This window comes from Pseudomonas sp. PIC25 (assembly GCF_002286785.1).
Classification (GTDB): Bacteria; Pseudomonadota; Gammaproteobacteria; order Pseudomonadales; family Pseudomonadaceae; genus Pseudomonas_M.
This window is the reverse complement of record NZ_MUJY01000188.1, coordinates 12,753-36,574: the sequence shown is the minus strand read 5'-3', so window position 1 is coordinate 36,574 and position 23,822 is coordinate 12,753. Positions and strand designations below refer to the sequence as shown.

Here is a 23,822-nt window from a genome sequence, read left to right as displayed (position 1 = left end):
GGCCCAGGACGGTGAAGATTTCGAAGACCCGCTATCCAGTGGATCGGAAGGCTGCTCCGCTTAAGTGAACAGCATTACCGCCTTTGCGCGGGGCTTTTTTCATCGCGGATGAATCCGCTCCCGCAATAGCGCTCCCAAGCCGAGGCTCGCTTTTTTGTAGGAGCCAGCTCTGCTGACGAAGCTTTTCGCGTAGCCCTTCGCGAGCAAGCTCGCTCCTGCAACGTATAAAACCAGCCCCGCCGGGCGAATAGATTCGCCCCTGCACGGACTGTCGGGTCCACCCGGACGCCCCTTCGCCCCTCTGGGAAAGGCAGTGTCGAGGCCGGACGCATTTCCCGAAATCACCGCACGACCGTAGGAGCCAGCTTGCTGGCGAACCGGACTACCCCTATTCCGGCCACCGTCCCGGATTGCGCCAAGGCATATCCGGGTCACGGACGGAAACGGCGATGGGCCGAATCCGTCTCTACATCAGCCTCCTGGCACGAATCACGCATCGCTTTTTCCGCGCCGTTGAGCGGCTCATAACCGAATGCCATGAAATTTTCTGACTTTAAAGTCAGATTTTTATTGACCCAAAAGTCAGACCTTACTACATTGGCTTTCATACGAGCCCCGGAACCCGCCTGCGCGGCACCCTCGCGCCGAGACGGGCTCTGACAACAATAAAAGTGCCTGGAGGTTGCCTTGATCCAGTTTTTACTCAACCGGGAGCTGCGCACCGAGCGTGCCCTCGATCCCAACGTCACGGTGCTGAACTACCTGCGGGAGCACCTCGGCAAGTCCGGAACCAAGGAAGGCTGCGCCTCCGGCGATTGCGGCGCGTGCACCGTGGTGGTCGGCGAGCTGGATGTCTCGGACGGCCAGGAGCGAATCCGCTACCGCACCCTCAATTCCTGCCTGACCTTCGTCTCCTCACTGCACGGCAAGCAGCTCATCACCGTCGAAGACCTCAAGCACAATGGCCAACTGCATAGCGTCCAGCAGGCCATGGTGGACTGCCACGGCTCGCAGTGCGGTTTTTGCACCCCCGGCTTCGTCATGTCGTTGTTCGCCTTGCAGAAGAACAGTGCCGAAGGTGCCGACAAAGCCCAGACCCATGAGGCCCTGGCCGGTAACCTGTGCCGCTGTACCGGCTACCGCCCGATCCTTGAGGCCGCCGAGCAGGCTTGCTGCCAAAAGCAGCCGGATCAGTTCGATGCCACCGAAGCCGAGACCATCGCCCGGCTCAAGGCCATCGCCCCACGCGAAACCGCCGAGCTGAACAGCGGCGACAAGCGCTGCCTGTTGCCGCTGACCGTCGCCGACCTGGCCGACATCTACACGGCCAACCCGCAGGCCCGGCTGCTCGCTGGCGGCACCGACCTGGCCCTGGAAGTCACCCAGTTCCACCGTGAGCTGCCGGTGATGATCTACGTCGGCCACATTGCCGAGATGAAGCGCGTCGAACGCTTCGACGACCGTCTCGAAATCGGCGCGGCCACCCCGCTGACCGACTGCTACGACGCGCTGGCCAGCGAATACCCGGACTTCGGCGAGCTGCTGCACCGCTTCGCTTCCCTGCAGATCCGCAATCAGGGCACCCTCGGCGGTAACATCGGCAATGCCTCGCCGATCGGCGACGCCCCGCCGCTACTGATCGCCCTCGGCGCCCGGATCGTCCTCAACAAGGGCGGCGAGCGGCGCACCCTGGCGTTGGAAGACTACTTCCTCGACTACAAGGTGACGGCCCGCCAGGATGCCGAGTTCATCGAAAAAATCATCGTGCCGCGCGCCCGGCCGAACCAGACATTCCGCGCCTACAAGGTGTCCAAACGTCTGGACGACGATATTTCCGCCGTCTGCGCCGCGTTCAACCTGACCGTGGAGGATGGCGAAGTGAAGGAAGCCCGCATCGCCTTTGGCGGCATGGCCGCCATTCCGAAGCGCGCCGCCGCCTGCGAAGCCGCCCTGCAGGGTGCCGCCTGGTACCCGGCGGTGATCGAGCGTGCATGCGAAGCCCTGGCCAAGGACTTCACTCCGCTCACCGACTTCCGCGCCAGCCGCGAATACCGCCTGCTGACCGCCCAGAACCTGCTGCGTAAATACTTCCTCGAGGTGCAATCGCCCGAGGTCGAGACACGGGTGACCGCATATGGGCATGTCTAAAAACGTAGGCGAGGCAGTCAGCACAAGGCAAAAACAAGCGAAAAAGCGCAGTTTACGAGCTGTAAATGAGCATTTTGAGCTTGTTTTTAACGCAGTGATGACAACGCAGGTAGTTTTTAGAGGTGCCCATAATGTCTAACCACAACACGATGACCAAGAGCCAGGACGAACTGGCAGCCCTGTTCCGCGCCGAACTGACCACCGGCGTCGGCCGTCCGGTGAAGCACGAGAGCGCACCCAAGCATGTCTCCGGCGAAGCGGTGTACATCGACGACCGTCTGGAATTCCCCAACCAGTTGCACGTCTATGCGCGCATGAGCGACCGCGCCCACGCCCGCATCGTGCGCATCGACACCGCGCCCTGCTATGAAATCCCAGGCGTGGCCATCGCTATCACCAGCCGGGACGTTCCCGGCCAGTTGGACATCGGCCCGGTGGTGGCCGGCGACCCGCTGCTGGCGGACGGCAAGGTGGAATACATCGGCCAGCCAGTGATCGCGGTCGCCGCCGACAGCCTGGAAACCGCACGCAAGGCAGCCATGGCCGCGATCATCGAATACGAAGACTTGGAACCGGTGCTGGACGTGGAAGAAGCCCTGCGCAAGAGCCACTTCGTCCTCGACAGCCACCAGCACAAGCGCGGCGACTCGGCCGCCGCCCTCGCCGCTGCACCGCGCCGCCTGCAAGGTACGCTGCACATCGGCGGGCAGGAGCACTTCTACCTGGAAACGCAGATTTCCTCGGTGATGCCCACCGAAGACGGCGGCATGATCGTCTACTGCTCCACCCAGAATCCCACCGAGGTGCAGAAGCTGGTCGCCGAGGTGCTCGGCGTGCCGATGAACAAGATCGTCATCGATATGCGCCGCATGGGCGGCGGCTTCGGCGGCAAGGAGACCCAGGCCGCCGGCCCGGCCTGCCTGTGCGCGGTGATCGCCCACCTGACCGGTCGGCCGACCAAGATGCGCCTGCCGCGCATGGAAGACATGACCATGACCGGCAAGCGCCACCCGTTCTTCGTCCAGTACGACGTTGGCTACGACGACGACGGCCTGCTGCACGGCATCGAGATCGAACTGGCCGGCAACTGCGGCTACTCGCCGGACCTGTCCGGTTCCATCGTCGACCGCGCCATGTTCCACTCGGACAACGCCTACTACCTGGGCAACGCCACCGTGATCGGTCACCGCTGCAAGACCAACACCGCTTCGAACACCGCCTACCGCGGCTTCGGCGGGCCGCAGGGGATGGTCGCCATCGAGGAGATCATGGATGCCGTGGCTCGCAGCCTCGGCAAGGACCCGCTGGACGTGCGCAAGCGCAACTACTACGGCAAGGACGAGCGCAACGTCACCCACTACTACCAGACCGTGGAGCACAACATGCTCCAGGAAATGACCGCCGAGCTGGAAACCAGCGCCGAATATGCCAGGCGTCGCGAGGAAATCCGCGCGTTCAACGCCAAGAGCCCGGTGCTGAAGAAAGGCCTGGCGCTGACCCCGGTGAAATTCGGCATCAGCTTCACCGCCACCTTCCTCAACCAGGCCGGCGCGCTGATCCACATCTACACCGACGGCAGCATCCATCTGAACCACGGCGGCACCGAGATGGGCCAGGGCCTGAACACCAAGGTCGCCCAGGTGGTGGCCGAAGTCTTCCAGGTGGACGTCGAGCGCATCCAGATCACCGCCACCAACACCGACAAGGTACCGAACACCTCGCCGACCGCCGCTTCCAGCGGTGCGGACCTGAACGGCAAAGCCGCGCAGAACGCCGCCGAGACCATCAAGAAGCGCCTGGTGGAATTCGCCGCCCGGCACTTCAAGGTTACCGAGGAAGACGTCGAGTTCCGTAACGGCCAGGTGCGCGTGCGCGACCAGTTCCTCGCCTTCGAGGCGCTGATCCAGCTCGCCTACTTCAATCAGGTCTCGCTCTCCAGCACCGGTTTCTACCGCACGCCGAAGATTTTCTACGACCGCGAGAAAGCCGCCGGACGGCCGTTCTACTACTACGCCTACGGTGCCGCCTGCTCGGAAGTGATCGTCGATACCCTGACCGGCGAGTACAAGATGCTGCGTAGCGACATCCTCCACGACGTCGGCGCCTCGCTGAACCCGGCCATCGACATCGGCCAGGTGGAAGGCGGCTTCGTCCAGGGCATGGGCTGGCTGACCATGGAAGAGCTGGTGTGGAACGACAAGGGCAAGCTGATGACCAACGGCCCGGCCAGCTACAAGATTCCGGCCGTGGCGGACATGCCCCTGGACCTGCGGGTGAAGCTGGTGGAGAACCGCAAGAACCCGGAAGACACCGTGTTCCACTCCAAGGCCGTGGGCGAGCCGCCGTTCATGCTCGGCATCTCCGTGTGGTGCGCGATCAAGGACGCGGTGGCCAGCCTTGCCGACTACCAGGCACAGCCCCGGATCGACGCCCCGGCGACGCCGGAACGCGTGCTCTGGGGCGTGCAGCAGATGAAAGCGCTGCAGAAGGCGGCCGCTCCGGCGACCGCCACCGAAGCCGAACCGGCCTGACCGCACGGGCCAACGGGAGCGGATTCCCGCTGAATCCGCTCCCGCAAGAAACGGGTGCACAACAATGACAAGACACACCGAACATCAACTGGATACCCCGGCCACGCAGGGTCGCGAAACCCTGCCGCCGCTGTTCCTGCTGGAGCCGACGGCCCCTCGTCCGCAGAAGGACGGCTGGCGCCTGTCGCGCACCGCCAAGCCCCTGCGCACCTGGAGGCTGAGCAAATGAGCAACACCGGATGGATCGGCGCCCTCGCCGACCTGCAACAGAAGGGCGAACCTTGCGTGCTGGTGACCATCATCGAAGAGCGCGGCTCGACTCCGCGCAACGCCGGCTCGAAGATGATCGTCACCCGCGAGTGCATCTTCGAGACCATCGGCGGCGGCCATCTGGAATACAAGGCCATGGAACTGGCCCGCGAAATGCTGGAAAAACGCAGCCAGGAAACCCGCCTGGAGCGCTTCAGCCTGGGCGCCAGCCTCGGCCAGTGCTGCGGCGGCGCCACCGTGCTGCTGTTCGAGCCCATGGGCCAGCCGCAGGCGACCATCGCCGTGTTCGGCGCCGGCCACGTCGGCCGGGCCCTGGTGCCGCTGCTCGCCAGCCTGCCGTGCAAGGTGCGCTGGATCGATTCGCGGGAAAACGAATTTCCCGAACAGATCCCGACCGGCGTGGAAAAAGTAGTCAATGACAAGGTAGTGGACGAAGTCGAGGAAATGCCGGCCGGCAGCTACTTCATCGTCATGACCCATAACCATCAGTTGGACCTGGAACTGACCGCCGCCATCCTGGAGCGCAACGACTTCGCCTACTACGGGCTGATCGGTTCGCGTACCAAGCGCGTAAAGTTCGAGCACCGCCTGCGCGAGCGCGGCTTCCAGGCCGAGGTCATACAGCGCATGCGCTGCCCCATGGGCCTGCCGGAAGTGAAAGGCAAGCTGCCCATCGAGATCGCCGTGTCCATCGCCGGCGAAGTGATCGCCACCTACAACGCCCATTTTGGCGCCGAGACCCGCAAGGGCGAGACCGTGACCAAGCTGCTGCCTGCCTCCCGTCGCGGCTGACCGCGGACGGGCGAGCACAACGCGCCGTTCGCGGGCCTCGCCCTATCCGCCTGCCCACACCTTCATTCGATTGAGCCAAGCGTGACATGAACGAAAAACTGAAAGCCTACCGCGCCGCCATCCTGCACAGCCTCGCCGACCCGAGCGAGGCCGGCATCGAGCAGTCCTACCAGTATTTCGCAGACGGCGTGCTGCTCGTCGAGGACGGCCGGGTAGTGAAGGTCGGCGCCGCCGAAGAGCTGTTGCCGATGCTGAAAGGCATCGAGATGGTCGAATACCGCGACGCCCTCATTACCCCCGGTTTCATCGACACCCACATCCACTACCCGCAGACCGGCATGATCGCCTCTTACGGCGAACAACTGCTGGACTGGCTGAACACCTACACCTTCCCCACCGAGCGCCAGTTCGCCGACAAGGCCCATGCCAGCGACGTGGCGAACATTTTCCTCAAGGAGCTGCTGCGCAACGGCACCACCACCGCGCTGGTCTTCGGCACTGTGCACAAACAGTCGGTGGACGCCTTCTTCGAGGCCGCCCAGGCGCTGAACCTGCGGATGATCGCCGGCAAGGTGCTGATGGACCGCAACGCCCCGGACTACCTGACGGACACACCGGAATCCGGCTATGCCGACAGCAAGGAGCTGATCGAACGCTGGCACGGCAAGGGCCGTCTTCACTATGCGGTGACCCCGCGCTTCGCGCCGACCAGCACGCCGGAGCAACTGGAACTGGCCGGCAAGCTGTTCGCCGAGTACCCGGACCTGTACATGCACACCCACCTGTCCGAGAACCGCAAGGAGATCGAGTGGGTACGCGAGCTGTTCCCCGAGCGCAGCGGCTACCTGGACGTCTACGACCACTACCGGCTGCTCGGCGCGCGCGCGGTATTCGCCCACGGCGTGCACCTCTGCGACCACGAATGCCAGCGCCTCGGCGAGACCGGCTCGGCCGTCGCCTTCTGCCCCACCTCCAACCTGTTCCTCGGCAGCGGCCTGTTCGACCTGGACAAGCTGGAGCGCCACGGCGTGCGCGTCGGCCTGGGGACCGACGTGGGCGCCGGCACCAGCTTCTCCCAGTTGCAGTCGCTGAACGAGGCGTACAAGGTCATGCAGCTACAGGGTAAGAAGCTCGATCCGTTCAAGTCGCTGTACCTGGCGACCCTGGGCGGCGCCCGCTCGCTCTACCTGGACGACCGCATCGGCAACTTCCAGAGCGGCAAGGACGCAGACTTCGTCGTCCTCGACTACCACGCCACCCCGCTGCTGTCCTACCGCCTGCAACAGGCCAGGACGCTGGAGGAAAAGCTGTTCGCCCTGATCGTCCTCGGCGACGACCGCGCGGTGAAGGCAACCTACGCGGCCGGCCAGGCTGTGCATACGCGTGGGTGAGGCATTCGCGGATCCCGGATTGCGCTGCGCTTATCCGGGCTACCCTTCGACGAGCCATACAAAAAGCCCCGCATCGCGGGGCTTCTCATGTAGGGGCGAATTCATTCGCCGGCGGTCCACCGGCCTATCGCGCCGTGGCCCGACCCGGCTTCTTGCGGGTCTGCAGCAGGTGCGAGAACACCGCGTGCAGGTCGTCCGAAGCGCTGTCCTCATCGAGGTTGAGTTTGCTGTCGATGTGATCCATGTGATGCATCATCAGGGTCACCGCCTTGTCCTTGTCGCGGGCCTCGATGGCGTCGATCAACTCGTTGTGCTCGTCGTAGGAGCAATGCTGGCGACCGCTGCTTTCGTATTGGGCGATGATCAGCGAAGTCTGCGACACCAGGCTGCGCTGGAAGCTGATCAGCGGTGCGTTCTTCGCCGCCTCGGCCAGTTTCAGGTGGAACTCGCCGGAGAGACGGATGCCGGCGCCACGGTCGCCACGGGAGAAGCAGGCCTGTTCCTCGGAGACCATCTGGCGCAGCTCGGCAAGCTGCTCGGCGGTGGCATGCTCCACCGCCAGCTCGGTGATGGCGCGCTCCACCATGCGCCGTGCAAAGAAGATTTGCCGCGCCTCCTCGACGCTGGGGCTGGCCACCACCGCCCCACGGTTCGGTCGCAGCAGTACCACGCCCTCGTGGGCCAGTCGGGAAAGCGCGCGGCGGATGATGGTGCGGCTCACGCCGAAGATCTCGCCCAATGCCTCCTCGCTCAGCTTGGTCCCGGGAGCCAGGCGCTGTTCGAGGATGGCATCGAAGATATGGGCATAGACGACATCGTCCTGAGTCCCGCTGCGGCTCTTGCCGGCACGCGGCTGCTTCTTGAGGGGCTGCAACTGTTCGTTCATGGGGGCTCGCGTCAATGAGGGTCGGCGGATATCCGAACTCTACTGCCTTTCACCGCTACGAGGGTAAGTGTAACGGTGAATCTGGGTATGAAAGTGACTGCATTGTACACAATCGCCTGGATTCGCACACTTTTCGTACAGGATTATGAGACCTGCGTGCCTTCAGTACCGGTTTCTGTCCTCACGCGATTTCCTCCTTTTCTCAGTGGAGTGCTGTTAGTTTTTTCTTCACCAAGCCCTTCGCTTCTTATGCCCTTTATCCCTCTATTCGTCGGCGATGCCGGTCCAAAGTCGTTGCCAGTCTTCGCGCATAGACACCAACTTATTGATTCTAAAGAGTATTTCAAACGTTCTCGAAGCATCGTTCGAGTAACGCAAAGGCAGCGTTGAATACGATCAGATCGTCCCGTCAGCGCAACAACGAAAACATTATTTGATTTTTTTGTATACAAAAGCATAATCCGCCTGTGCGACTTTTTGACTCACAGGTCAGAAACCGATTTTCGGCACGCACACCCAGCACCCCGCCTCAGAGAGCGAACCGCTCTGGGTGACGACACAACAAGAGAATGAGGAACACCCTGTGGAAAGCGCGAAACAAGAACAACAGGCTGCTCAGGCAATGCGTACCGGACCCGGTTGGCTCGACCGCTTCTTCAAACTCAGCGAACACCGCACCAGCGTGCGGACCGAGCTGCTGGCCGGCCTGACGACCTTCGTCACCATGGCCTACATCATCTTCGTCAACCCCAACATCATGGCCAACGCCGGCGTCGACCACGGTGCCGCGTTCGTCGCCACCTGCATCGGCGCGGCGCTGGGCTGCTTCCTCATGGGCCTGTATGCCAATTGGCCGGTGGGCCTGGCGCCGGGCATGGGGCTCAACGCCTTCTTCACCTACACTGTGGTCGGCGAAATGGGCTATAGCTGGCAGATCGCCCTGGGTGCGGTGTTCCTCTCCGGCATTCTGTTCATGATCATGAGCCTGTCGCGCATCCGCGAGTGGCTGCTCAACAGCATCCCCATGAGCCTGCGCTTCGCCATGGGCGCGGGGGTCGGCCTGTTCCTCGGCCTGATCGGCCTGAAGACCGCCGGCATCGTGGTGGACAGCCCGGCGACGCTGCTGACCATGGGTTCCTTCCAGGAGCCGTCGGCCCTGCTCGCCGCGATCTGCTTCCTGCTGATCGCCGTGCTCAGCCACCGCAACGTGTTCGGCGCTATCCTCTTCAGCATCCTCGCCGTCACCCTCGCTGGCTGGGCGCTGGGCCTGGTGGAATACCAGGGGCTGATCTCGATGCCGCCGAGCCTGGCGCCCACCTTCCTGGCCATGGACATCGCCGGTGCGCTCAACGTGGGAATGATCAGCGTCATCCTGGCCTTCCTCTTCGTGAACATGTTCGACACCGCCGGAACCCTGATGGGGGTCGCCCACCGCGCCAACCTGGTGGACGACGACGGCAAGATCCAGAACCTGTCCCGCGCCCTGAAGGCCGACAGCACTTCCAGCGTGGTCGGCGCCCTGGTCGGTTGTCCGCCGGTGACCAGCTACGTGGAAAGCGCCTCGGGCGTCGCCGCCGGCGGCCGCACCGGCCTGACCGCCATCACCGTCGGCCTGCTGTTCCTCGCCGCCATGTTCTTCGCCCCGCTGGCGGGCATGATCCCGGCCTACGCCACCGCCGGCGCGCTGATCTACGTGGCGATGCTGATGATGAGCGGCATGGCCCACATCGACTGGAAGGACCACACCGACACAATCCCGGCCATCGTGACCGTGGTGATGATGCCGCTGACCTTCTCCATCGCCAACGGCATCGCACTGGGCTTCCTCACCTACGCCACGCTGAAGCTGCTCACCGGCCAGCGCGACAAGGTGTCGATCAGCCTGTACGTGTTGTGTGCGATATTCATCGCCAAGTTCGCCTTCCTCTGAGGCGACATAGCCCCCGCCCCACCGCCATGCCGGTGGGGCTTTCGTTCATGGAGAGGTATCGATGAGTCTGGAAACCTGGCTGCTGTACGCCAGTGCCGCCCTGGTGGTAATCCTGATCCCCGGCCCGCTGTCGCTGCTGATGATCAGCAATAGCCTGAACTACGGCCTGCGTCGCTCCTGGCCGGCCTTCCTCGGCGGGGTCAGCGCCTCGATCTGCCTGCTCAGCGCCTCCGCCCTCGGGCTCGGCGCCCTGCTGCTGGCCTCGGAGCAGGTGTTCAGCCTGCTGAAGATCCTCGGAGCGGTCTACCTGTTCTACCTCGCCTGGCAGAGCTGGCAGGAATCGCGTCGCGGCGCCCGTACCGCCAGCGCTGACGAAGCCCCGTCCAATCCAGCGTTCCGTGCCCTGTTCTGGCGCGCCTTCGGCCTGGGCGCGAGCAATCCCAAGGACATCCTGTTCTTCGCCGCCTTCCTGCCGCAGTTTCTCAGTGCCGATCGCCCGTTCGTGCCGCAGTTGCTGACCATGATCGCCACCTGGGCGGTGCTGGACCTCGCCTGCAAGCTCGCCTACGGCCTCGGCGCCCACGGCGCCTCGCGCTACCTGCGCAGCGGCAAGGGCCAGGCCTGGTTCAACCGCATCAGCGCCGGCCTGTTCGGTGGCGCCGGCGCGGCGTCGTTGTTGAGCCGGTAGAAGCCTGAGCTATCCATGGCAAGGCGGCTTCGGCCGCCTTTTTCATTGGCCCACTCCCACAGCCCGAATAAGCGCCTGCGCAATCCGGGACGGGGCGTAGTCCCGGATTGCGTCCAGGCTTATTCGAGCTACGGCGAGAATGGTGATACTCCGCCGGGGAATTTCATTCGCCCATTGCGCGACCAATCCACTCAGCACACCCAATATCCAGGCATAAAAAAGCCCGCAGTGTGCGCGGGCCAAGGGAGACTCTGACGGATCAGAGCGACGGTAGTCGGTGAATCTAGCTACCCCGGTAGGTGGAATAGCTGTACGGCGAAATCAGCAACGGCACATGGTAGTGCTCCTGTTCCGCGGAGATGCCGAAGCGCAGTACCACCACGTCGAGGAACGCCGGTTCCGGGAGGGCGACGCCACGGGCGCGGTAGTAATCGCCGGCATGGAAGTGCAGCTGGTACACACCGCTACGGTAATCCTTGCCTTGCAGCAAGGGTGCGTCGCAGCGGCCGTCGTGGTTGGTTTCCACCTGGGCGACCCGCTCCAGCCGCTCGGCTTCGACCCGATACAGCTCGATGCGGATACCGCTGCCGGGGCAGCCGTGGGCGGCATCCAATACATGCGTCGTCAAACGTCCCATAGTTGCTGGGCCCCGTTGCGCCGAGCGCTCACGGGGCCACGCCTCCTCTTGGTTCTTCGGTTGAAATCGGTTGCCCGGCCGGGCCTGCCCAAGCCGAACATGCCGTGAGCATAGCACGGCAACGGGAAAAACAAGACACTTTCACACAAAATTGTACACAATTATCGCAACAAGAACGTCTCATCAACGAGGTCAGAAGCGCTTCCTTTCTATCTGAAGACTTGCCAGGAAGCGCCTTGCAGGCGCGTCTACTGACCACTCAGGCAAGTTTCTTGCAAACCGGAAAAGCCGCAAATTGTGGAAATTTTCGATTTACAAAGTGCAATTTGATTTGTATACAATTGACTCATCGCGGTCTGCCACAGCCTGCTGTAGCGACCCCTCTACTCTCGGAAAAGGAAGATTGCAGTGAGCGCCGACTACCCACGCGACCTGATCGGTTACGGCAACAACCCGCCTCATCCCCGCTGGCCGGGCGATGCCCGCATCGCCCTGTCCTTCGTGCTGAATTACGAGGAAGGCGGCGAGCGCAACATCCTCCATGGCGACAAGGAGTCCGAGGCGTTCCTCTCCGAGATGGTGGCCGCCCAGCCGTTGCAAGGCGTGCGCCACATGAGCATGGAATCGCTCTACGAATACGGCAGCCGCGCCGGCGTCTGGCGCCTGCTCAAGCTGTTCAAGCGCCACGACATCCCGCTGACCATCTTCGCCGTGGCCATGGCCGCCCAGCGTCATCCCGAGGCGATCAAGGCGATGGTCGCCGCAGGCCATGAGATCTGCAGCCACGGCTACCGCTGGATCGACTACCAGTATATGAACGAAGCGGAAGAGCGCGAGCACATGCTCGAGGCGATCCGCATCCTCGCCGAGCTGACCGGCGAACGCCCGCTCGGCTGGTACACCGGCCGCACCAGCCCGAACACCCGTCGCCTGGTGCGCGAGGAAGGCGGCTTCCTTTACGACTCCGACACCTACGACGACGACCTGCCCTACTGGGACCCGGAAAGCACACCGGAAAAGCCACACTTGGTGATTCCCTACACCCTGGACACCAACGACATGCGCTTCACCCAGGTACAGGGCTTCAACAAGGGCGACGACTTCTTCGAATACCTGAAGGATGCCTTCGACGTGCTCTATGCCGAAGGGGTCGAAGGCGCGCCGAAGATGCTCTCCATCGGCATGCACTGCCGCCTGCTCGGTCGTCCGGCGCGGCTGGCCTCGCTGGCCCGCTTCCTCGACTACGTGAAGAGCCACGACAAGGTCTGGTGTGCCCGTCGCATCGACATCGCACGCCACTGGCACGCCACTCACCCGTTCACCGCGGAGAGCGCGAAATGAGCCGCTTCCAGACCCTGACCCCGTCCAGCCTCGGCCGCGACGCCTTCGTCGCTGCCTTCGCCGACATTTACGAGCACTCGCCCTGGGTCGCCGAGAGAGCCTATGACCTGGGCGCGGACGCCAGCCTGGACGACATCGACGGCCTGCACCAGCGCATGGCCGATATCCTGCTCAGTGCCAGCCGCGATGCCCAGCTGGCGCTGATCAACGCTCACCCGGACCTGGCCGGCAAGGCCGCGGTCCGCGGCGAGCTGACCGCCTCTTCCACCTCGGAGCAGGCCGGTGCGGGCATCCACGAATGCACCCCCGAGGAATTCGCCCGCTTCACCGAACTGAACGATGCCTACAAGGCGAAGTTCGGCTTTCCTTTCATCATGGCGGTGAAAGGCAGCAACCGGCACCAGATCCTGGCGGCCTTCGAAGAGCGCATCCACAACACGCCCGACGAGGAGTTCGCCCGCGCCCTGGCCGAGATCAACAAGATCGCGCTGTTCCGCCTGCAGCAGCTCTGACGCGGACACACACCGCCCCTTCCACCCCGCCCCGTTCAAGGCAGATAGACATGAGAACCTACGCCGCACCCTTCGAAAAATTCGTCAACCTGGCCGACGCCCGCCTCGGCACCCAGGCGATCTACGTCACCGACGACTGGTTCGCCGACGTCAACCGGCTGTTCCAGCCCACCCCGGCGGTCTGGAAGGAGGGTGTGTTCGACGACAACGGCAAGTGGATGGACGGCTGGGAATCCCGCCGCAAGCGTTTCGAAGGCTACGACTACGCGGTGATCCGCCTCGGCGTGCCCGGCTCGATCAAGGGCGTGGACATCGACACCAGCCACTTCACCGGCAACTATCCGCCGTCCGCCTCGCTGGAAGCCTGCTTCGTCGCCGATGGCGACCCGACCGACGACACCGTCTGGACCGAAGTGCTGCCGGCCGTCGAGCTGCAAGGCAACAGCCACCACTACCACGCGATCGACGACAGCCAGGCCTATACCCACCTGCGCTTCAACATCTATCCGGACGGCGGCGTGGCACGCCTGCGCGTGTACGGCATCCCCTACCGCGACTGGAGCAGCGTCGGCGACAACGAGCAGATCGACCTGGCCGCCGCGCTCAACGGCGGCCGTGCCCTGGCCTGTTCCGACGAACACTTCGGGCGCATGAGCAACATCCTCAACCCGGGCCGTGGCGTGAACATGGGCGACGGCTGGGAAACCGCGCGCCGCCGTACCCCGGGCAACGACTGGGTGATCGTCGCCCTCGGCCATCCGGGCGAAATCGAGCGCATCGTGGTCGACACCCTGCACTTCAAAGGTAACTACCCGGACAGCTGCTCGATCCAGGCGGCCTACGTGAAAGGCGGCACCGACAGCCAGATCGAGACCCAGAGCCTGTTCTGGCGCGAGCTGCTGCCGAGCCAGAAGCTACAGATGCACCAGGAGCATGAGTTCGTCGAGCAGATCGCCCAGCTCGGCCCGGTCACCCACGTGCGCCTGAACGTGTTCCCAGACGGCGGCGTCAGCCGGCTTCGCCTGTTCGGCAAAGTGGCGCGGTAGCTGCAACGGCGGCACCGGCCAGGTGCCGCCCCTGGCATAAACACATAGCCCTCATTCTCCAGACAACGAGAACAGCATGCGCACATTGACCATCGAGCCGTTGACCAAGGAAGCCTTCGCCCCCTTCGGAGATGTCATCGAAACCGAGGGCAGCGACTACTTCATGATCAACAACGGCTCCACCCGCCGTTATCACAAGCTGGCCACGGTCGAGACCGCCCAGCCGGAGGATAAGGCGATCATCAGCATCTTCAGCGCCGAGGCCCTGGAAATGCCGCTGGTCATCCGCATGCTGGAACGTCACCCGCTGGGCAGCCAGGCGTTCATCCCGCTGCTCGGCAACCCCTTTCTGGTCGTGGTCGCGCCATTTGGCGATGCACCTGTACCGGGTCTCGTCCGCGCCTTCCGCAGCAACGGCAGGCAGGGCGTCAATTACCACCGCGGCGTCTGGCACCACCCGGTGCTGACGATCGAAAAGCGGGATGAATTCCTGGTGGTCGATCGCAGCGGTTCAGGGAACAACTGCGACGAGTACTTCTTCACGGAGGGCGAACAGCTCCTCCTCGACCCCCAACCCTAATAAGAAAGCCTGGCCGCTTGGCTCGCCAAGCACCGGGAAGAGGTAACTATCGTGGACGCACATCTGACCGAGTGGCTTAACCTGGGCATTCGCTGGATCCATATGATCACCGGCATCGCCTGGATCGGCGCCTCCTTCTACTTCGTCTGGCTGGAAAACAACCTCAACCGCAGCAACCCCCGCGAAGGGCTGTCCGGAGACCTCTGGGCCATCCACGGCGGCGGCATCTACCACCTGGAAAAATACAAGCTGGCTCCGCCGAAAATGCCGGAGAACCTGCACTGGTTCAAATGGGAGGCCTACTTCACCTGGATGTCGGGCGTCGCCCTGCTGATGGTGGTCTACTACCTCAACCCGAGCCTCTACCTGATCGCCCCCGGCAGCGATCTCAGCCCGGCCGCCGCCGTACTGATCGGTTTCGGCTCGCTGGCGGTCGGCTGGCTGGTGTACGACCAGCTCTGCGACTCGCCCCTGGGCAAGCAGCCGGCCCTGCTCGGCGCGGTCCTGTTCGTGCTGGTGGTGTTCGCCGCCTGGGGCTACACCCAGGTGTTCAGCGGCCGTGCCGCGTACATCCATGTCGGTGCGCTGATCGGCACCATCATGGTCGGCAACGTGTTCCGCATCATCATGCCGGCCCAGCGTGCGCTGGTTAAGGCCATCGAGGAAAACCGCACCCCGGACCCGGTGCTGCCGGCCAAGGGCCTGCTGCGTTCGCGCCACAATAACTACTTCACCCTGCCGGTGCTGTTCATCATGATCAGCAACCACTTCCCGAGCACCTACGGCAGCCAGTACAACTGGGCGATCCTGGCCGGCATCTCGGTGTTGGCGGTGCTGGTGCGGCACTACTTCAACACCCGTCACGAGAGCGGCAAGTTCGCCTGGACCCTGCCGGTAGCGGCCCTGGGCATGGTCTGCCTGGCCTTCGTCACCACCCCGAACCGCCAACCGGCCACTCCCAGCGTCGCCACGGCGCAGGTCGTGGAGCAGCCTGCCGCCAGCCTGCCGGCGCAAACCGCTCCGGCCGACGAGGCAACGGAAGACAAGGCTCCGGCAGCCGCCGAAGCCCCGGCCAAGCCGCAAGGCGGCGCGCCGGACTTCGCCAAGGTCAGCAGCGTGATCCATGAGCGCTGCACCGTCTGCCATTCCGCCCAGCCAACCAGCCCGCTGTTCAGCGCCGCGCCGGCCGGAGTGATGTTCGATACCCCGCAGCAGATCCAGCAGCTCGCCGCGAAGATTCATGCGCAGAGCGTCGCCAGCCAGATCATGCCGCTGGGCAACATCACCCAGATGACCCAGGAAGAACGCGACCTGATCGGCGCCTGGATCGCCCAGGGCGCCCAGATCAACTGATAAACCCTCTTGCCGCGCATCCCCGGCGGGCCGTCTGGAGCACTGACACTCCAGGCGGTCCGTAGCGCGGCTTTTTTCTACCCGAGCAGTCCCCGCAATACCCCGGTCGCCGCAGCCCGGCTGCCGACCGACAGCGACCCGAGGCCGTTCCACCCCGTGCCGCCAACCGCTCCGCAGCCGGTGCGGACGAACAGCCTCCGAACAACAACAAAAGCGTCGAGGTGTTTTGCATGACCCAGCCGAGTGAGCCCGCCGTCCCCCTCCCCCCGAACGAACAACGCCTGCCCCCCCTGCAACTGCTGTTGGTGTCCATCCAACACGTGCTGCTGATGTACGGCGGCGCCGTCGCCGTGCCGCTGATCGTCGGCCAGGCCGCCGGCCTGTCGCGGGAGGAAATCGCCTTCCTGATCAACGCCGACCTGCTGGTGGCCGGCATCGCCACGGTGGTCCAGTCCCTCGGCATCGGCCCCCTCGGCATCCGCATGCCGGTGATGATGGGCGCCAGCTTCGCCGCCGTCGGCAGCATGGTGGTGATGGCCGGCATGCCCGGCGTCGGCATGCCAGGCATTTTCGGCGCGACCATCGCCGCCGGCTTCTTCGGGCTGCTGATTGCCCCCTTCGTCTGCAAGATCGTGCGCTTCTTCCCGCCGCTGGTGACCGGCACGGTGATCACTTCCATCGGCCTCTCGCTGTTTCCGGTGGCGGTCAACTGGGCCGGCGGCGGCAGCGCCGCCACGCACTTCGGCGCCCTGCAATACCTGGCCATCGCCGCCCTGGTGCTGGTCACCATCCTGCTGGTGAATCGCTTTTTGCGCGGTTTCTGGGTCAACGTCTCGGTGCTGATCGGCATGGCCCTGGGCTATGTGCTGGCCGGCCTCTTCGGCATGGTCGACTTGTCCGGCATCGGCGCCGCACCGGCGATGCAGGTGGTGGCGCCCAATCACTTCGGCGCACCGAAATTCCAGCTCGCGCCGATCCTGTCCATGTGCCTGGTGGTGGTGATCATCTTCGTCGAGTCGGCCGGCATGTTCCTCGCCCTCGGCAAGATCACCGGCCAGGAAGTGGACCCGCAGAAACTCCGCCGCGGCCTGCTGTGCGATGCCGGCGCCTCGTTCCTGGCCGGCTTCATGAACACCTTCACCCACTCCTCGTTCGCCCAGAACATCGGCCTGGTGCAGATGACAGGCGTGCGCAGCCGCTACGTGACGGCAGTGGCCGGGTTGTTCCTGATCGGCCTCAGCCTGCTGCCCAAGGCGGCCTTCCTGGTCGCCTCGATTCCACCGGCGGTACTCGGCGGCGCCGGCATCGCCATGTTCGGCATGGTCGCCGCGACGGGTATCAAGATCCTCCAGGAAGCGGACATCGGCGACCGCCGCAACCAGTTGCTGGTGGCAGTGAGCATCGGCCTGGGCATGGCGCCGGTGGTACGCCCCGAATTCTTCGCCCACCTGCCGCACTGGATGGAGCCGATCACCCACAGCGGCATCGCCATGGCGACCCTCAGCGCGGTGACCCTGAACCTGCTATTCAACGTCCTCGGCGGCCGCGAACGCGCCACCCTGAGCGGCGCGGCGCTGCATTGAGGGGTGGAGCGAGGGGGCAGTTCGTGCGGGTTCACAGCTTTCGTGGGACGAATTCATTCGCCCGACGGAACGGTGTGGGAGCGAATTCATTCGCGATTTGGCGAAACACCGTGGCCATCCCATCGCGAATGAATTCGCTCCCACGCAAAGTGCCCCCGGAGCCGGGCTCGCTACCTCACCCGTAAATCGCCGGCTCCCGGTAATGCCGGCGACAGGCCTCGCCGTCGGCGCGGAACAGGTGGCATTTATCGGCCCGCAGGCCGGCGGCGAGGGGCTGGCCGGCCTGGACCCGGCGGTTGCCATCGCCACGCAGGGTGAGCATCGGTTCGATGCCTTCCACCACCAGGTGCAGCAGGTTGTGGTCGCCCAGGCGTTCGGCCACGGCAATCTCGCCGTGGAAGGAGAAATCAGCCTGCTCCGCATCGACGAAATGCTCCGGGCGGATGCCCAGGGTCAGCGCCTCGCCGGGAGCGATGCCGCCGCCATCCACCGGCAGGTCGAGCCAGGAACCGCCCGGCATTTCCACCCGCACCGACCCGGCATCCGCCGACACCGCCGTCACCGGCAGGAAGTTCATCTGCGGCGAACCGATGAAACCGGCGACAAACCGGTTCTGCGGGTAGTGATACAGCTCCAGCGGCGGGCCGACCTGGGCGATGCGGCCGGCGTTGAGCACCACGATCTTGTCGGCCATGGTCATGGCCTCCACTTGATCGTGGGTCACGTAGATCATGGTGGACTTGAGCCGCTGGTGCAGGCGCGAAATCTCGATGCGCATCTGCACCCGCAGGAAGGCGTCCAGGTTGGATAACGGTTCGTCGAAGAGGAACACCTTGGGCTCGCGCACCAGGGTGCGGCCGATGGCAACCCGCTGGCGTTGGCCGCCGGACAGATCCTTCGGCTTGCGTTCGAGCAGGTGGTCGAGCTGCAGGATGCGCGCGACCTCCTCGACCCGCCGACGGATCTCCGCCTTGCTCACCTTGGCCAGCTTGAGACCGAAGGCCATGTTCTCCGCCACGTCCATGTGCGGGTAGAGCGCGTAGGACTGGAACACCATGCCCACCGAACGCTCCATCGGCGGCAGCTCGTTGACCCGCTGGCCGTCGATCAGCAAATCGCCGGAGGTGATCTCCTCCAGGCCGGCGATCAGCCGCAGCAAGGTCGACTTGCCGCAGCCGGACGGACCGACGAAGACCACGAACTCGCCATCGGCGATCTCCAGGTCGATACCCCGGGTGATGGGGATATCGCCGTAGCTCTTGCAGATGTTGCGCAGGGTCACACTGGCCATCGTCTGTCTCCTTTCAGCCCGCCAGGCGGGCGAATGCGAATCCGTGGGCGGGCAAGTTTACCGAGCTTCCCTGGAAGGTCGCCGTGCTGGCCGGCACGTCCGCCAGCGGCTCGAGCCGCCCCGGCAGGCTGTAGAGACGCGGACTGTCGCCCAGATTGAACAGGCACACCCAGGTCTCCTCGCCCAACCGGCGCTCGAACACCAGCAGCGCGTCGTCATGATGCAGCAGACGCATCTCGCCGCTGACCAGGACCGGCTGCTCGGCGCGCCAGCCGAGGAAACGGCGATAGACATTGAGCATCGAATCCGGGTCGCGCTCCTGCTCCGACACCGCCAGCGCCCGGTGTGCCTCGGCCACCGGCAACCAGGGCTTGGCATGGCTGAAGCCGGCATGCTCGGCCGTGGCGCTCCAAGGCATCGGCGTGCGGCAGCCGTCGCGCCCCTTGAATTCGGGCCAGAAGCGGATGCCATAGGGATCGACCAGATCCTCGTAGCGCAGTTCCGCTTCGCTCAGGCCCAGCTCCTCGCCCTGGTAAAGGCACACGCTGCCGCGCAGGGACAACAACAGCGCCATCAGCAAGCGACCGCGCGCCGGCTCCGTCTGGCCGTTCAGCGCCCAGCGGCTCATCACCCGCACCACGTCGTGATTGCCGGTGGACCAGCAGGGCCAGCCGTCGCCCAGTTCGGCTTCGACGCTCTCCAGGGTACGGCGGATGAACGCCGGGCTGCACTGCTCGGTGAGCAGGTCGAAGGAATAGGCCATGTGCAAAGTGTCGCCACCGCCGGTATAGGCGGCCATGGTACGCAGCGAATGATCGCAGCCGATCTCGGCGACGCTGGCGCTGCCGGGATAGCGCTCCAGCAGGGCGCGCAGGCGGCGCAGGAAGTCGAGGTTCTCCGGCTGGGTCTTGTCGTACAGGTGGCGCTGGAAGGCATAAGGGTTGTCAGCCCGCACGCCGATGCTGCCCTCGCGCACCTCGGTGTTCGGCGGGTTGTCGCGCAGCAGCTTGTCGTGGAAATAGAAATTCGCCGCATCCAGGCGGAAGCCATCGACGCCGAGCTTGAGCCAGAACTCCATGTCGTCGAGCAACTGCTGCTGCACGGCTTCACAATGGAAGTTCAGGTCCGGCTGGCTGGACAGGAAATTGTGCAGGTAGTACTGCTTGCGCCGGCTGTCCCAGGTCCAGGCCGGGCCGCCGAATACCGACAACCAGTTGTTCGGCGGCGTGCCGTCGGGCCTGGCATCGGCCCAGACGTACCAGTCGGCCTTGGGGTTGTCGCGGCTGGAGCGGCTCTCCGCGAACCAGGCATGCTGGTCGGAGGAATGGTTGAGCACCTGGTCGATCAGCACGCGGATATCCCGCGCATGGGCCGCCTGGACCAACGTCTTGAAGTCGTCGAGGGTGCCGAACAGCGGATCGACGCCACGATAATCGGACACGTCGTAGCCGAAATCCTTCATCGGCGAGGTGAAGAACGGTGACAGCCAGATGGCATCGACATTGAGGCTGGCGATGTAGTCGATCTTCTCCAGCACACCGCGCAGATCGCCCACGCCGTCGCCGTTACTGTCGAAGAAGCTGCGCGGATACACCTGATAGATGACGCCGCCGCGCCACCAGTCGTTATGGGGAACAGTCATTACAGCGAGCCCTGGAAGAATGAAGACGGGCCCACTCTAGGCAGCGCGACGTTCCGCCACATCCTCCCGCGGCGGATTCCTCGGGGAGGATGAGCCGGGCGTAGGACGGGCCGGCCCCGGGGGATGAGGCCGGCACCTCGGCTCAATGGTGATGGCTGACGAAACTCAGCGACGCGAACATGCCGCGCACGCGCGCATCCGGGTCGTCCGCCGGCACCTCGGTCGATGCACCTATCACATTGAGGCCGTTATTGCGTACTTTGACCTTCGCCTTGCCCTGGGCATCGGTGGTAGCGGCCACGTGGTCCGGGTCGTTGATGCAGTCGTCGTAGAGTTCGATCCCCGCCGCCGGCTTGCCGTCCAACAACACCTGCACCTCCAGCATCTCCCCCGCCTCCACCGTCAGCGGGTCGCGCTGCGGCAGGATGGCCAGTTTCAGCGGCTCCAGCGGCGGCAAGGTCACGCCCTCCTCCAGCACCGTCAGGCTGTACTTGAAGTAGCGGCCGGACTCGAGCGCGCCGGGCACCTGGGTTTCACCGACGTTCACCCAGCGCTTCGCGGCATTGAGGGTCCAGTAGCCGTTGTCCATGGCCACGGCGAGCAGCGCCGGTTTCGCCTCGGGCTTGAGCCGGGCATGGTCCGCCAGCCGTTCGACGTGCACGGGAATGGCCTTGCCCTCGCCGTCATAGGCCCAGGCGCCGGCGATCTTCTTCGGGTCATAGGCGTCGTCCTCGGCGCCATGGCCGTAGACCACTTCGATATGGCCACGCCGCTCCTCGGTCCAGAGGCCATGGGCGGAAGCCTGGCCCATGGCGAAGGTGCAGAGGGCAGCGAACAGTAGGGAATGCCGGGTTTTCATCGTATTTCTCCGTTGTGATGCAGCCGGTCACAGACTCAGGGACAGGCTCAGGTTGAGGTTGCGCGGCTCGCCGGGGGCGATCCAGACGTTGCTGTAGGAGCGCTCGTAGTAAGTCCGGTCGAAGGCATTGTTCAGGTTGAGGCCGAGGGACAGGTTCTCGTTGACCCGGTAGCGAGCGAGCAGGTCTACCGTGGTATAGGCCGGCAGCTCGAAGGTAGTGTCGCTGGCGCTGCCGGCCCGGTCGCCGACGTAATTCACCGCGCCCCCCAGTTCCAGGCCGCGCAGGCCGCCGTCCTGGAACGCATAGACGGTCATCAGGCTGCCACTGTGGCGCGGGATGTTGAGCAGGCGGCTGCCGGGCTCGAGGGTGTTGTCCTCAGTCACCTCCGCATCGACGTAGGCATAGGCGCCGATGACGCGCAGCGCGTCGGTGAGTTGGCCGGTGAGTTGCAGGTCGACGCCACGGCTGCGTACCTCGCCGGCGGCGATCTGGAAGGCGGTGTCGTTCGGGTCGGCAGTCAGCACGTTTTCCTTGGTCAGGTGGAACGCCGCCAGCGTCATGCCAAGGCGACCATCGAGCAGGTCGAACTTCAGGCCCGCCTCATAACCCACCCCCTGCTCCGGCTCGAAGGCCGCACCGCTGGCATCCGCCCCGCTGTTGGGCTTGAACGAGCGCGAGGCATTGGCGAACAGCCCCAACTCTGGGATGAACTGGTACAGCACGCCAACCCTTGGCGTGACTTCATCTTGCGTCTGCGATTGCCGGGTGCCGCGGAAATCTTCCTGCTGCCGCTGCTCGTAGTGGTCGTAGCGGGCCCCAATCACCCCGAACAGCTTCTCGCCGAAGCGCATCTGGTCCTGCAGGTTGAGCGCATAGGCATCGACTTTTTCGTGCCGGTCGGTGCTGCGTCCGGTCGGCCCGGTGCTGAATGGCGGCCTCGGCTGGCCGTATACCGGGTCGCGGATATCGATGCGCGATACCGGGCGCGAGCGCAGCAGCAGCTCGCTCTTGGTGTAGCGTTCGTATTCGCTGCCGATCAGCAATTGGTGCTCCACCGCCCCGGTTTCGACGAAGCCGCGCAATTCCAGCTGGGTGATGCTGTCGTGCCAGTCGAAGTCGCGGTAGCGGAACTCGCGATTGAGGGTGAAGCCATCGCCGGCCAGGCTGTTCGCCTCGGTGGCATAGCCATGCAGGCGGCCGCGCTTGTAATGGCTGGCCAGGCGCAACGTCCAGTCGGGGCTCAGATCGTGTTCCAGCTCGGCCTGCAGAGTGTCGTTGTCGTTCTCGATGTCGCCGTCGCCCGGTTCGCCGAAGAAGCGCGAGCGCGGTACCGAGCCCAGATGGTTGCCCGGCGCCACCACGCCGCGGTCGAATACCTGGCGATTGCGCACCACCTCGGCCTGCACCAGCAGGCGGGTATCCGGCGTGAGCGCCCAGCTGAGCGATGGGGCGACGAACTGCCGTTCGCTGGCGCCGTAGTCGCGGAAGTCCTTGTTGTCCTCCACCGCGACGTTCATGCGGTAGAGCAGGGTCCCGTCGTCATCCAGCGGTGTGTTGACGTCCAGCGTGCTGCGGTAGCGATCCCAGCGACCGGCGCTGAGGTCCAGACGGGCGAAACGATCCTGTTGCGGGCGCTTGCTGACGATGTTCACCGTGCCACCCGGATCGCCCCGGCCGTACAGGCTCGACGCCGGCCCCTTGAGCACCTCGATGCGCTCGACGCTGGCCGCGTCCTGGGTGTTCATGTAGCCGCGGTTGGCGCTGAAGCCGTCCTTGTAGAACTCCGACGTGGTCAACCCGCGCACGCTGTACTCGAACATCGTCAGGCCGCCGAAATCGTTCTGCCGGGCGACGCCACCGGCGTAGTCCAGGGCCCTCTCGATACGCGGCGTATCCAGGTCTTCCAGCACCGTGGCCGGCACCACGCTGACCGACTGCGGCACCTCGCGCAGCGGCGTGTCGGTCTTGGTGGCACCGGAGGAACGCTCCACCCGGTAGCCCTTGTCTTCACCGGCGCCGCGCCGCTCGGCGGTGACCGTCTGTGCCTCGAGCACCGCGGCGTCCTGCGCCTCGGCGGTAAGCGGATTGCTTGCCAGGCCGAACAGCACGCTGGCCATCAGGAATCGTCTAGGAGGTAGGTTCATTACTGCATCCGATTTTTATGTAATAACATAACATTATGCGGATGCAACGAGGCGGTGCCAAGACCGGCAGGAGGTGGGGTACCGTGAGAGGTGCAGCCTGTGACGTTGCGCCCCCAAGCTCGCTCCTACAACCCACACAATGACCACCCGTAGGGTCGAATTCATTCGACCGACATAGCCCCGCGGGCGAATGAATC

General features: G+C 64.5%; 20 protein-coding genes. 13 read left to right on the top strand and 7 right to left on the bottom strand.

From position 1 onward, the window contains the following. Positions 1–431 precede the first annotated feature (431 nt). Positions 432–608, bottom strand: coding sequence for a hypothetical protein (locus BZL41_RS28720; RefSeq protein WP_168191075.1), 177 nt, complete (start codon positions 606–608; stop codon positions 432–434). Between the two features lie 79 nt (positions 609–687). Between BZL41_RS28720 and xdhA the strand changes: the two genes are divergently transcribed. From xdhA to guaD, 5 genes are all read left to right on the top strand, one after another. Next, on the top strand, positions 688–2,148 hold the full coding sequence (gene xdhA / locus BZL41_RS26495; RefSeq protein ID WP_095602026.1) for a xanthine dehydrogenase small subunit: 1,461 nt from the start codon (positions 688–690) through the stop codon (positions 2,146–2,148). A gap of 131 nt (positions 2,149–2,279) precedes the next feature. Further along, positions 2,280–4,679, top strand: a complete 2,400-nt coding sequence (gene xdhB, locus BZL41_RS26485) for a xanthine dehydrogenase molybdopterin binding subunit (RefSeq protein ID WP_095602025.1) — start codon at positions 2,280–2,282, stop codon at positions 4,677–4,679. A 64-nt stretch (positions 4,680–4,743) separates the two neighbouring features. After that, on the top strand, positions 4,744–4,908 hold the full coding sequence (locus BZL41_RS28715; RefSeq protein WP_168191074.1) for a hypothetical protein: 165 nt from the start codon (positions 4,744–4,746) through the stop codon (positions 4,906–4,908). Then, entirely contained in the window at positions 4,905–5,741 is an 837-nt protein-coding gene (gene xdhC / locus BZL41_RS26480; protein ID WP_095602024.1) for a xanthine dehydrogenase accessory protein XdhC, read from the top strand. Before BZL41_RS28715 ends, xdhC begins: the two co-directional genes overlap by 4 nt. A gap of 86 nt (positions 5,742–5,827) precedes the next feature. Then, complete coding sequence (guaD, locus tag BZL41_RS26475; protein WP_095602023.1) at positions 5,828–7,132, top strand: guanine deaminase; 1,305 nt, start codon at positions 5,828–5,830, stop codon at positions 7,130–7,132. Between the two features lie 124 nt (positions 7,133–7,256). Here guaD and BZL41_RS26470 read toward each other — a convergent pair whose 3' ends face one another. Then, complete coding sequence (locus tag BZL41_RS26470; protein ID WP_095602022.1) at positions 7,257–8,018, bottom strand: GntR family transcriptional regulator; 762 nt, start codon at positions 8,016–8,018, stop codon at positions 7,257–7,259. 583 nt (positions 8,019–8,601) lie between these two features. Between BZL41_RS26470 and BZL41_RS26465 the strand changes: the two genes are divergently transcribed. Continuing rightward, complete coding sequence (locus tag BZL41_RS26465; RefSeq protein ID WP_095602021.1) at positions 8,602–9,948, top strand: NCS2 family permease; 1,347 nt, start codon at positions 8,602–8,604, stop codon at positions 9,946–9,948. A gap of 61 nt (positions 9,949–10,009) precedes the next feature. Continuing rightward, positions 10,010–10,636, top strand: coding sequence for a LysE family translocator (locus tag BZL41_RS26460; RefSeq protein WP_095602020.1), 627 nt, complete (start codon positions 10,010–10,012; stop codon positions 10,634–10,636). A gap of 283 nt (positions 10,637–10,919) precedes the next feature. Here the strand turns inward: BZL41_RS26460 and uraH are convergent, their stop codons facing one another. Continuing rightward, positions 10,920–11,273 (bottom strand): hydroxyisourate hydrolase, encoded by a 354-nt coding sequence (uraH, locus tag BZL41_RS26455; protein WP_095602019.1) that lies wholly within the window; start codon positions 11,271–11,273, stop codon positions 10,920–10,922. A 408-nt stretch (positions 11,274–11,681) separates the two neighbouring features. On the opposite strand from uraH, the gene puuE reads away from it, so the two are divergent. From puuE to BZL41_RS26425, 6 genes are all read left to right on the top strand, one after another. Further along, complete coding sequence (gene puuE, locus BZL41_RS26450; RefSeq protein WP_095602018.1) at positions 11,682–12,614, top strand: allantoinase PuuE; 933 nt, start codon at positions 11,682–11,684, stop codon at positions 12,612–12,614. Continuing rightward, positions 12,611–13,126, top strand: a complete 516-nt coding sequence (gene uraD / locus BZL41_RS26445) for a 2-oxo-4-hydroxy-4-carboxy-5-ureidoimidazoline decarboxylase (RefSeq protein WP_095602017.1) — start codon at positions 12,611–12,613, stop codon at positions 13,124–13,126. The genes puuE and uraD overlap by 4 nt, the downstream gene beginning before the upstream one ends. 50 nt (positions 13,127–13,176) lie before the next feature. Continuing rightward, complete coding sequence (gene alc / locus BZL41_RS26440; RefSeq protein WP_095602016.1) at positions 13,177–14,172, top strand: allantoicase; 996 nt, start codon at positions 13,177–13,179, stop codon at positions 14,170–14,172. Positions 14,173–14,248: 76 nt separating this feature from the next. After that, positions 14,249–14,752, top strand: coding sequence for an ureidoglycolate lyase (locus tag BZL41_RS26435; RefSeq protein WP_095602015.1), 504 nt, complete (start codon positions 14,249–14,251; stop codon positions 14,750–14,752). Between the two features lie 51 nt (positions 14,753–14,803). Continuing rightward, positions 14,804–16,105, top strand: coding sequence for a urate hydroxylase PuuD (locus BZL41_RS26430; protein ID WP_095602014.1), 1,302 nt, complete (start codon positions 14,804–14,806; stop codon positions 16,103–16,105). Positions 16,106–16,335: 230 nt separating this feature from the next. Further along, complete coding sequence (locus BZL41_RS26425) at positions 16,336–17,688, top strand: nucleobase:cation symporter-2 family protein (protein WP_095602013.1); 1,353 nt, start codon at positions 16,336–16,338, stop codon at positions 17,686–17,688. A gap of 175 nt (positions 17,689–17,863) precedes the next feature. Here the strand turns inward: BZL41_RS26425 and malK are convergent, their stop codons facing one another. From malK to BZL41_RS26405, 4 genes are all read right to left on the bottom strand, one after another. After that, on the bottom strand, positions 17,864–18,979 hold the full coding sequence (gene malK / locus BZL41_RS26420; RefSeq protein ID WP_095602012.1) for a maltose/maltodextrin ABC transporter ATP-binding protein MalK: 1,116 nt from the start codon (positions 18,977–18,979) through the stop codon (positions 17,864–17,866). A gap of 13 nt (positions 18,980–18,992) precedes the next feature. Further along, positions 18,993–20,621, bottom strand: a complete 1,629-nt coding sequence (locus tag BZL41_RS26415) for an alpha-glucosidase (protein ID WP_095602011.1) — start codon at positions 20,619–20,621, stop codon at positions 18,993–18,995. 142 nt (positions 20,622–20,763) lie between these two features. Then, the gene (locus BZL41_RS26410) at positions 20,764–21,480 is read right to left on the bottom strand and encodes a DUF4198 domain-containing protein (RefSeq protein WP_095602010.1); all 717 of its coding nucleotides are present in this window, start codon (positions 21,478–21,480) and stop codon (positions 20,764–20,766) included. A 27-nt stretch (positions 21,481–21,507) separates the two neighbouring features. After that, complete coding sequence (locus BZL41_RS26405) at positions 21,508–23,625, bottom strand: TonB-dependent siderophore receptor (RefSeq protein WP_371916573.1); 2,118 nt, start codon at positions 23,623–23,625, stop codon at positions 21,508–21,510. Positions 23,626–23,822: the final 197 nt, after the last annotated feature.

Bases quoted from the DNA above. Each gene is read 5' to 3' on its own strand.
- BZL41_RS28720 (WP_168191075.1), bottom strand. From the start codon at position 608: ATGAAAGCCAATGTAGTAAGGTCTGACTTTTGGGTCAATAAAAATCTG.
- xdhB (WP_095602025.1), top strand. From the start codon at position 2,280: ATGTCTAACCACAACACGATGACCAAGAGCCAGGACGAACTGGCAGCC.
- BZL41_RS28715 (WP_168191074.1), top strand. From the start codon at position 4,744: ATGACAAGACACACCGAACATCAACTGGATACCCCGGCCACGCAGGGT.
- xdhC (WP_095602024.1), top strand. From the start codon at position 4,905: ATGAGCAACACCGGATGGATCGGCGCCCTCGCCGACCTGCAACAGAAG.
- guaD (WP_095602023.1), top strand. From the start codon at position 5,828: ATGAACGAAAAACTGAAAGCCTACCGCGCCGCCATCCTGCACAGCCTC.
- BZL41_RS26470 (WP_095602022.1), bottom strand. From the start codon at position 8,018: ATGAACGAACAGTTGCAGCCCCTCAAGAAGCAGCCGCGTGCCGGCAAG.
- BZL41_RS26460 (WP_095602020.1), top strand. From the start codon at position 10,010: ATGAGTCTGGAAACCTGGCTGCTGTACGCCAGTGCCGCCCTGGTGGTA.
- uraH (WP_095602019.1), bottom strand. From the start codon at position 11,273: ATGGGACGTTTGACGACGCATGTATTGGATGCCGCCCACGGCTGCCCC.
- uraD (WP_095602017.1), top strand. From the start codon at position 12,611: ATGAGCCGCTTCCAGACCCTGACCCCGTCCAGCCTCGGCCGCGACGCC.
- alc (WP_095602016.1), top strand. From the start codon at position 13,177: ATGAGAACCTACGCCGCACCCTTCGAAAAATTCGTCAACCTGGCCGAC.
- BZL41_RS26435 (WP_095602015.1), top strand. From the start codon at position 14,249: ATGCGCACATTGACCATCGAGCCGTTGACCAAGGAAGCCTTCGCCCCC.
- BZL41_RS26425 (WP_095602013.1), top strand. From the start codon at position 16,336: ATGACCCAGCCGAGTGAGCCCGCCGTCCCCCTCCCCCCGAACGAACAA.
- malK (WP_095602012.1), bottom strand. From the start codon at position 18,979: ATGGCCAGTGTGACCCTGCGCAACATCTGCAAGAGCTACGGCGATATC.
- BZL41_RS26415 (WP_095602011.1), bottom strand. From the start codon at position 20,621: ATGACTGTTCCCCATAACGACTGGTGGCGCGGCGGCGTCATCTATCAG.
- BZL41_RS26410 (WP_095602010.1), bottom strand. From the start codon at position 21,480: ATGAAAACCCGGCATTCCCTACTGTTCGCTGCCCTCTGCACCTTCGCC.
- BZL41_RS26405 (WP_371916573.1), bottom strand. From the start codon at position 23,625: ATGAACCTACCTCCTAGACGATTCCTGATGGCCAGCGTGCTGTTCGGC.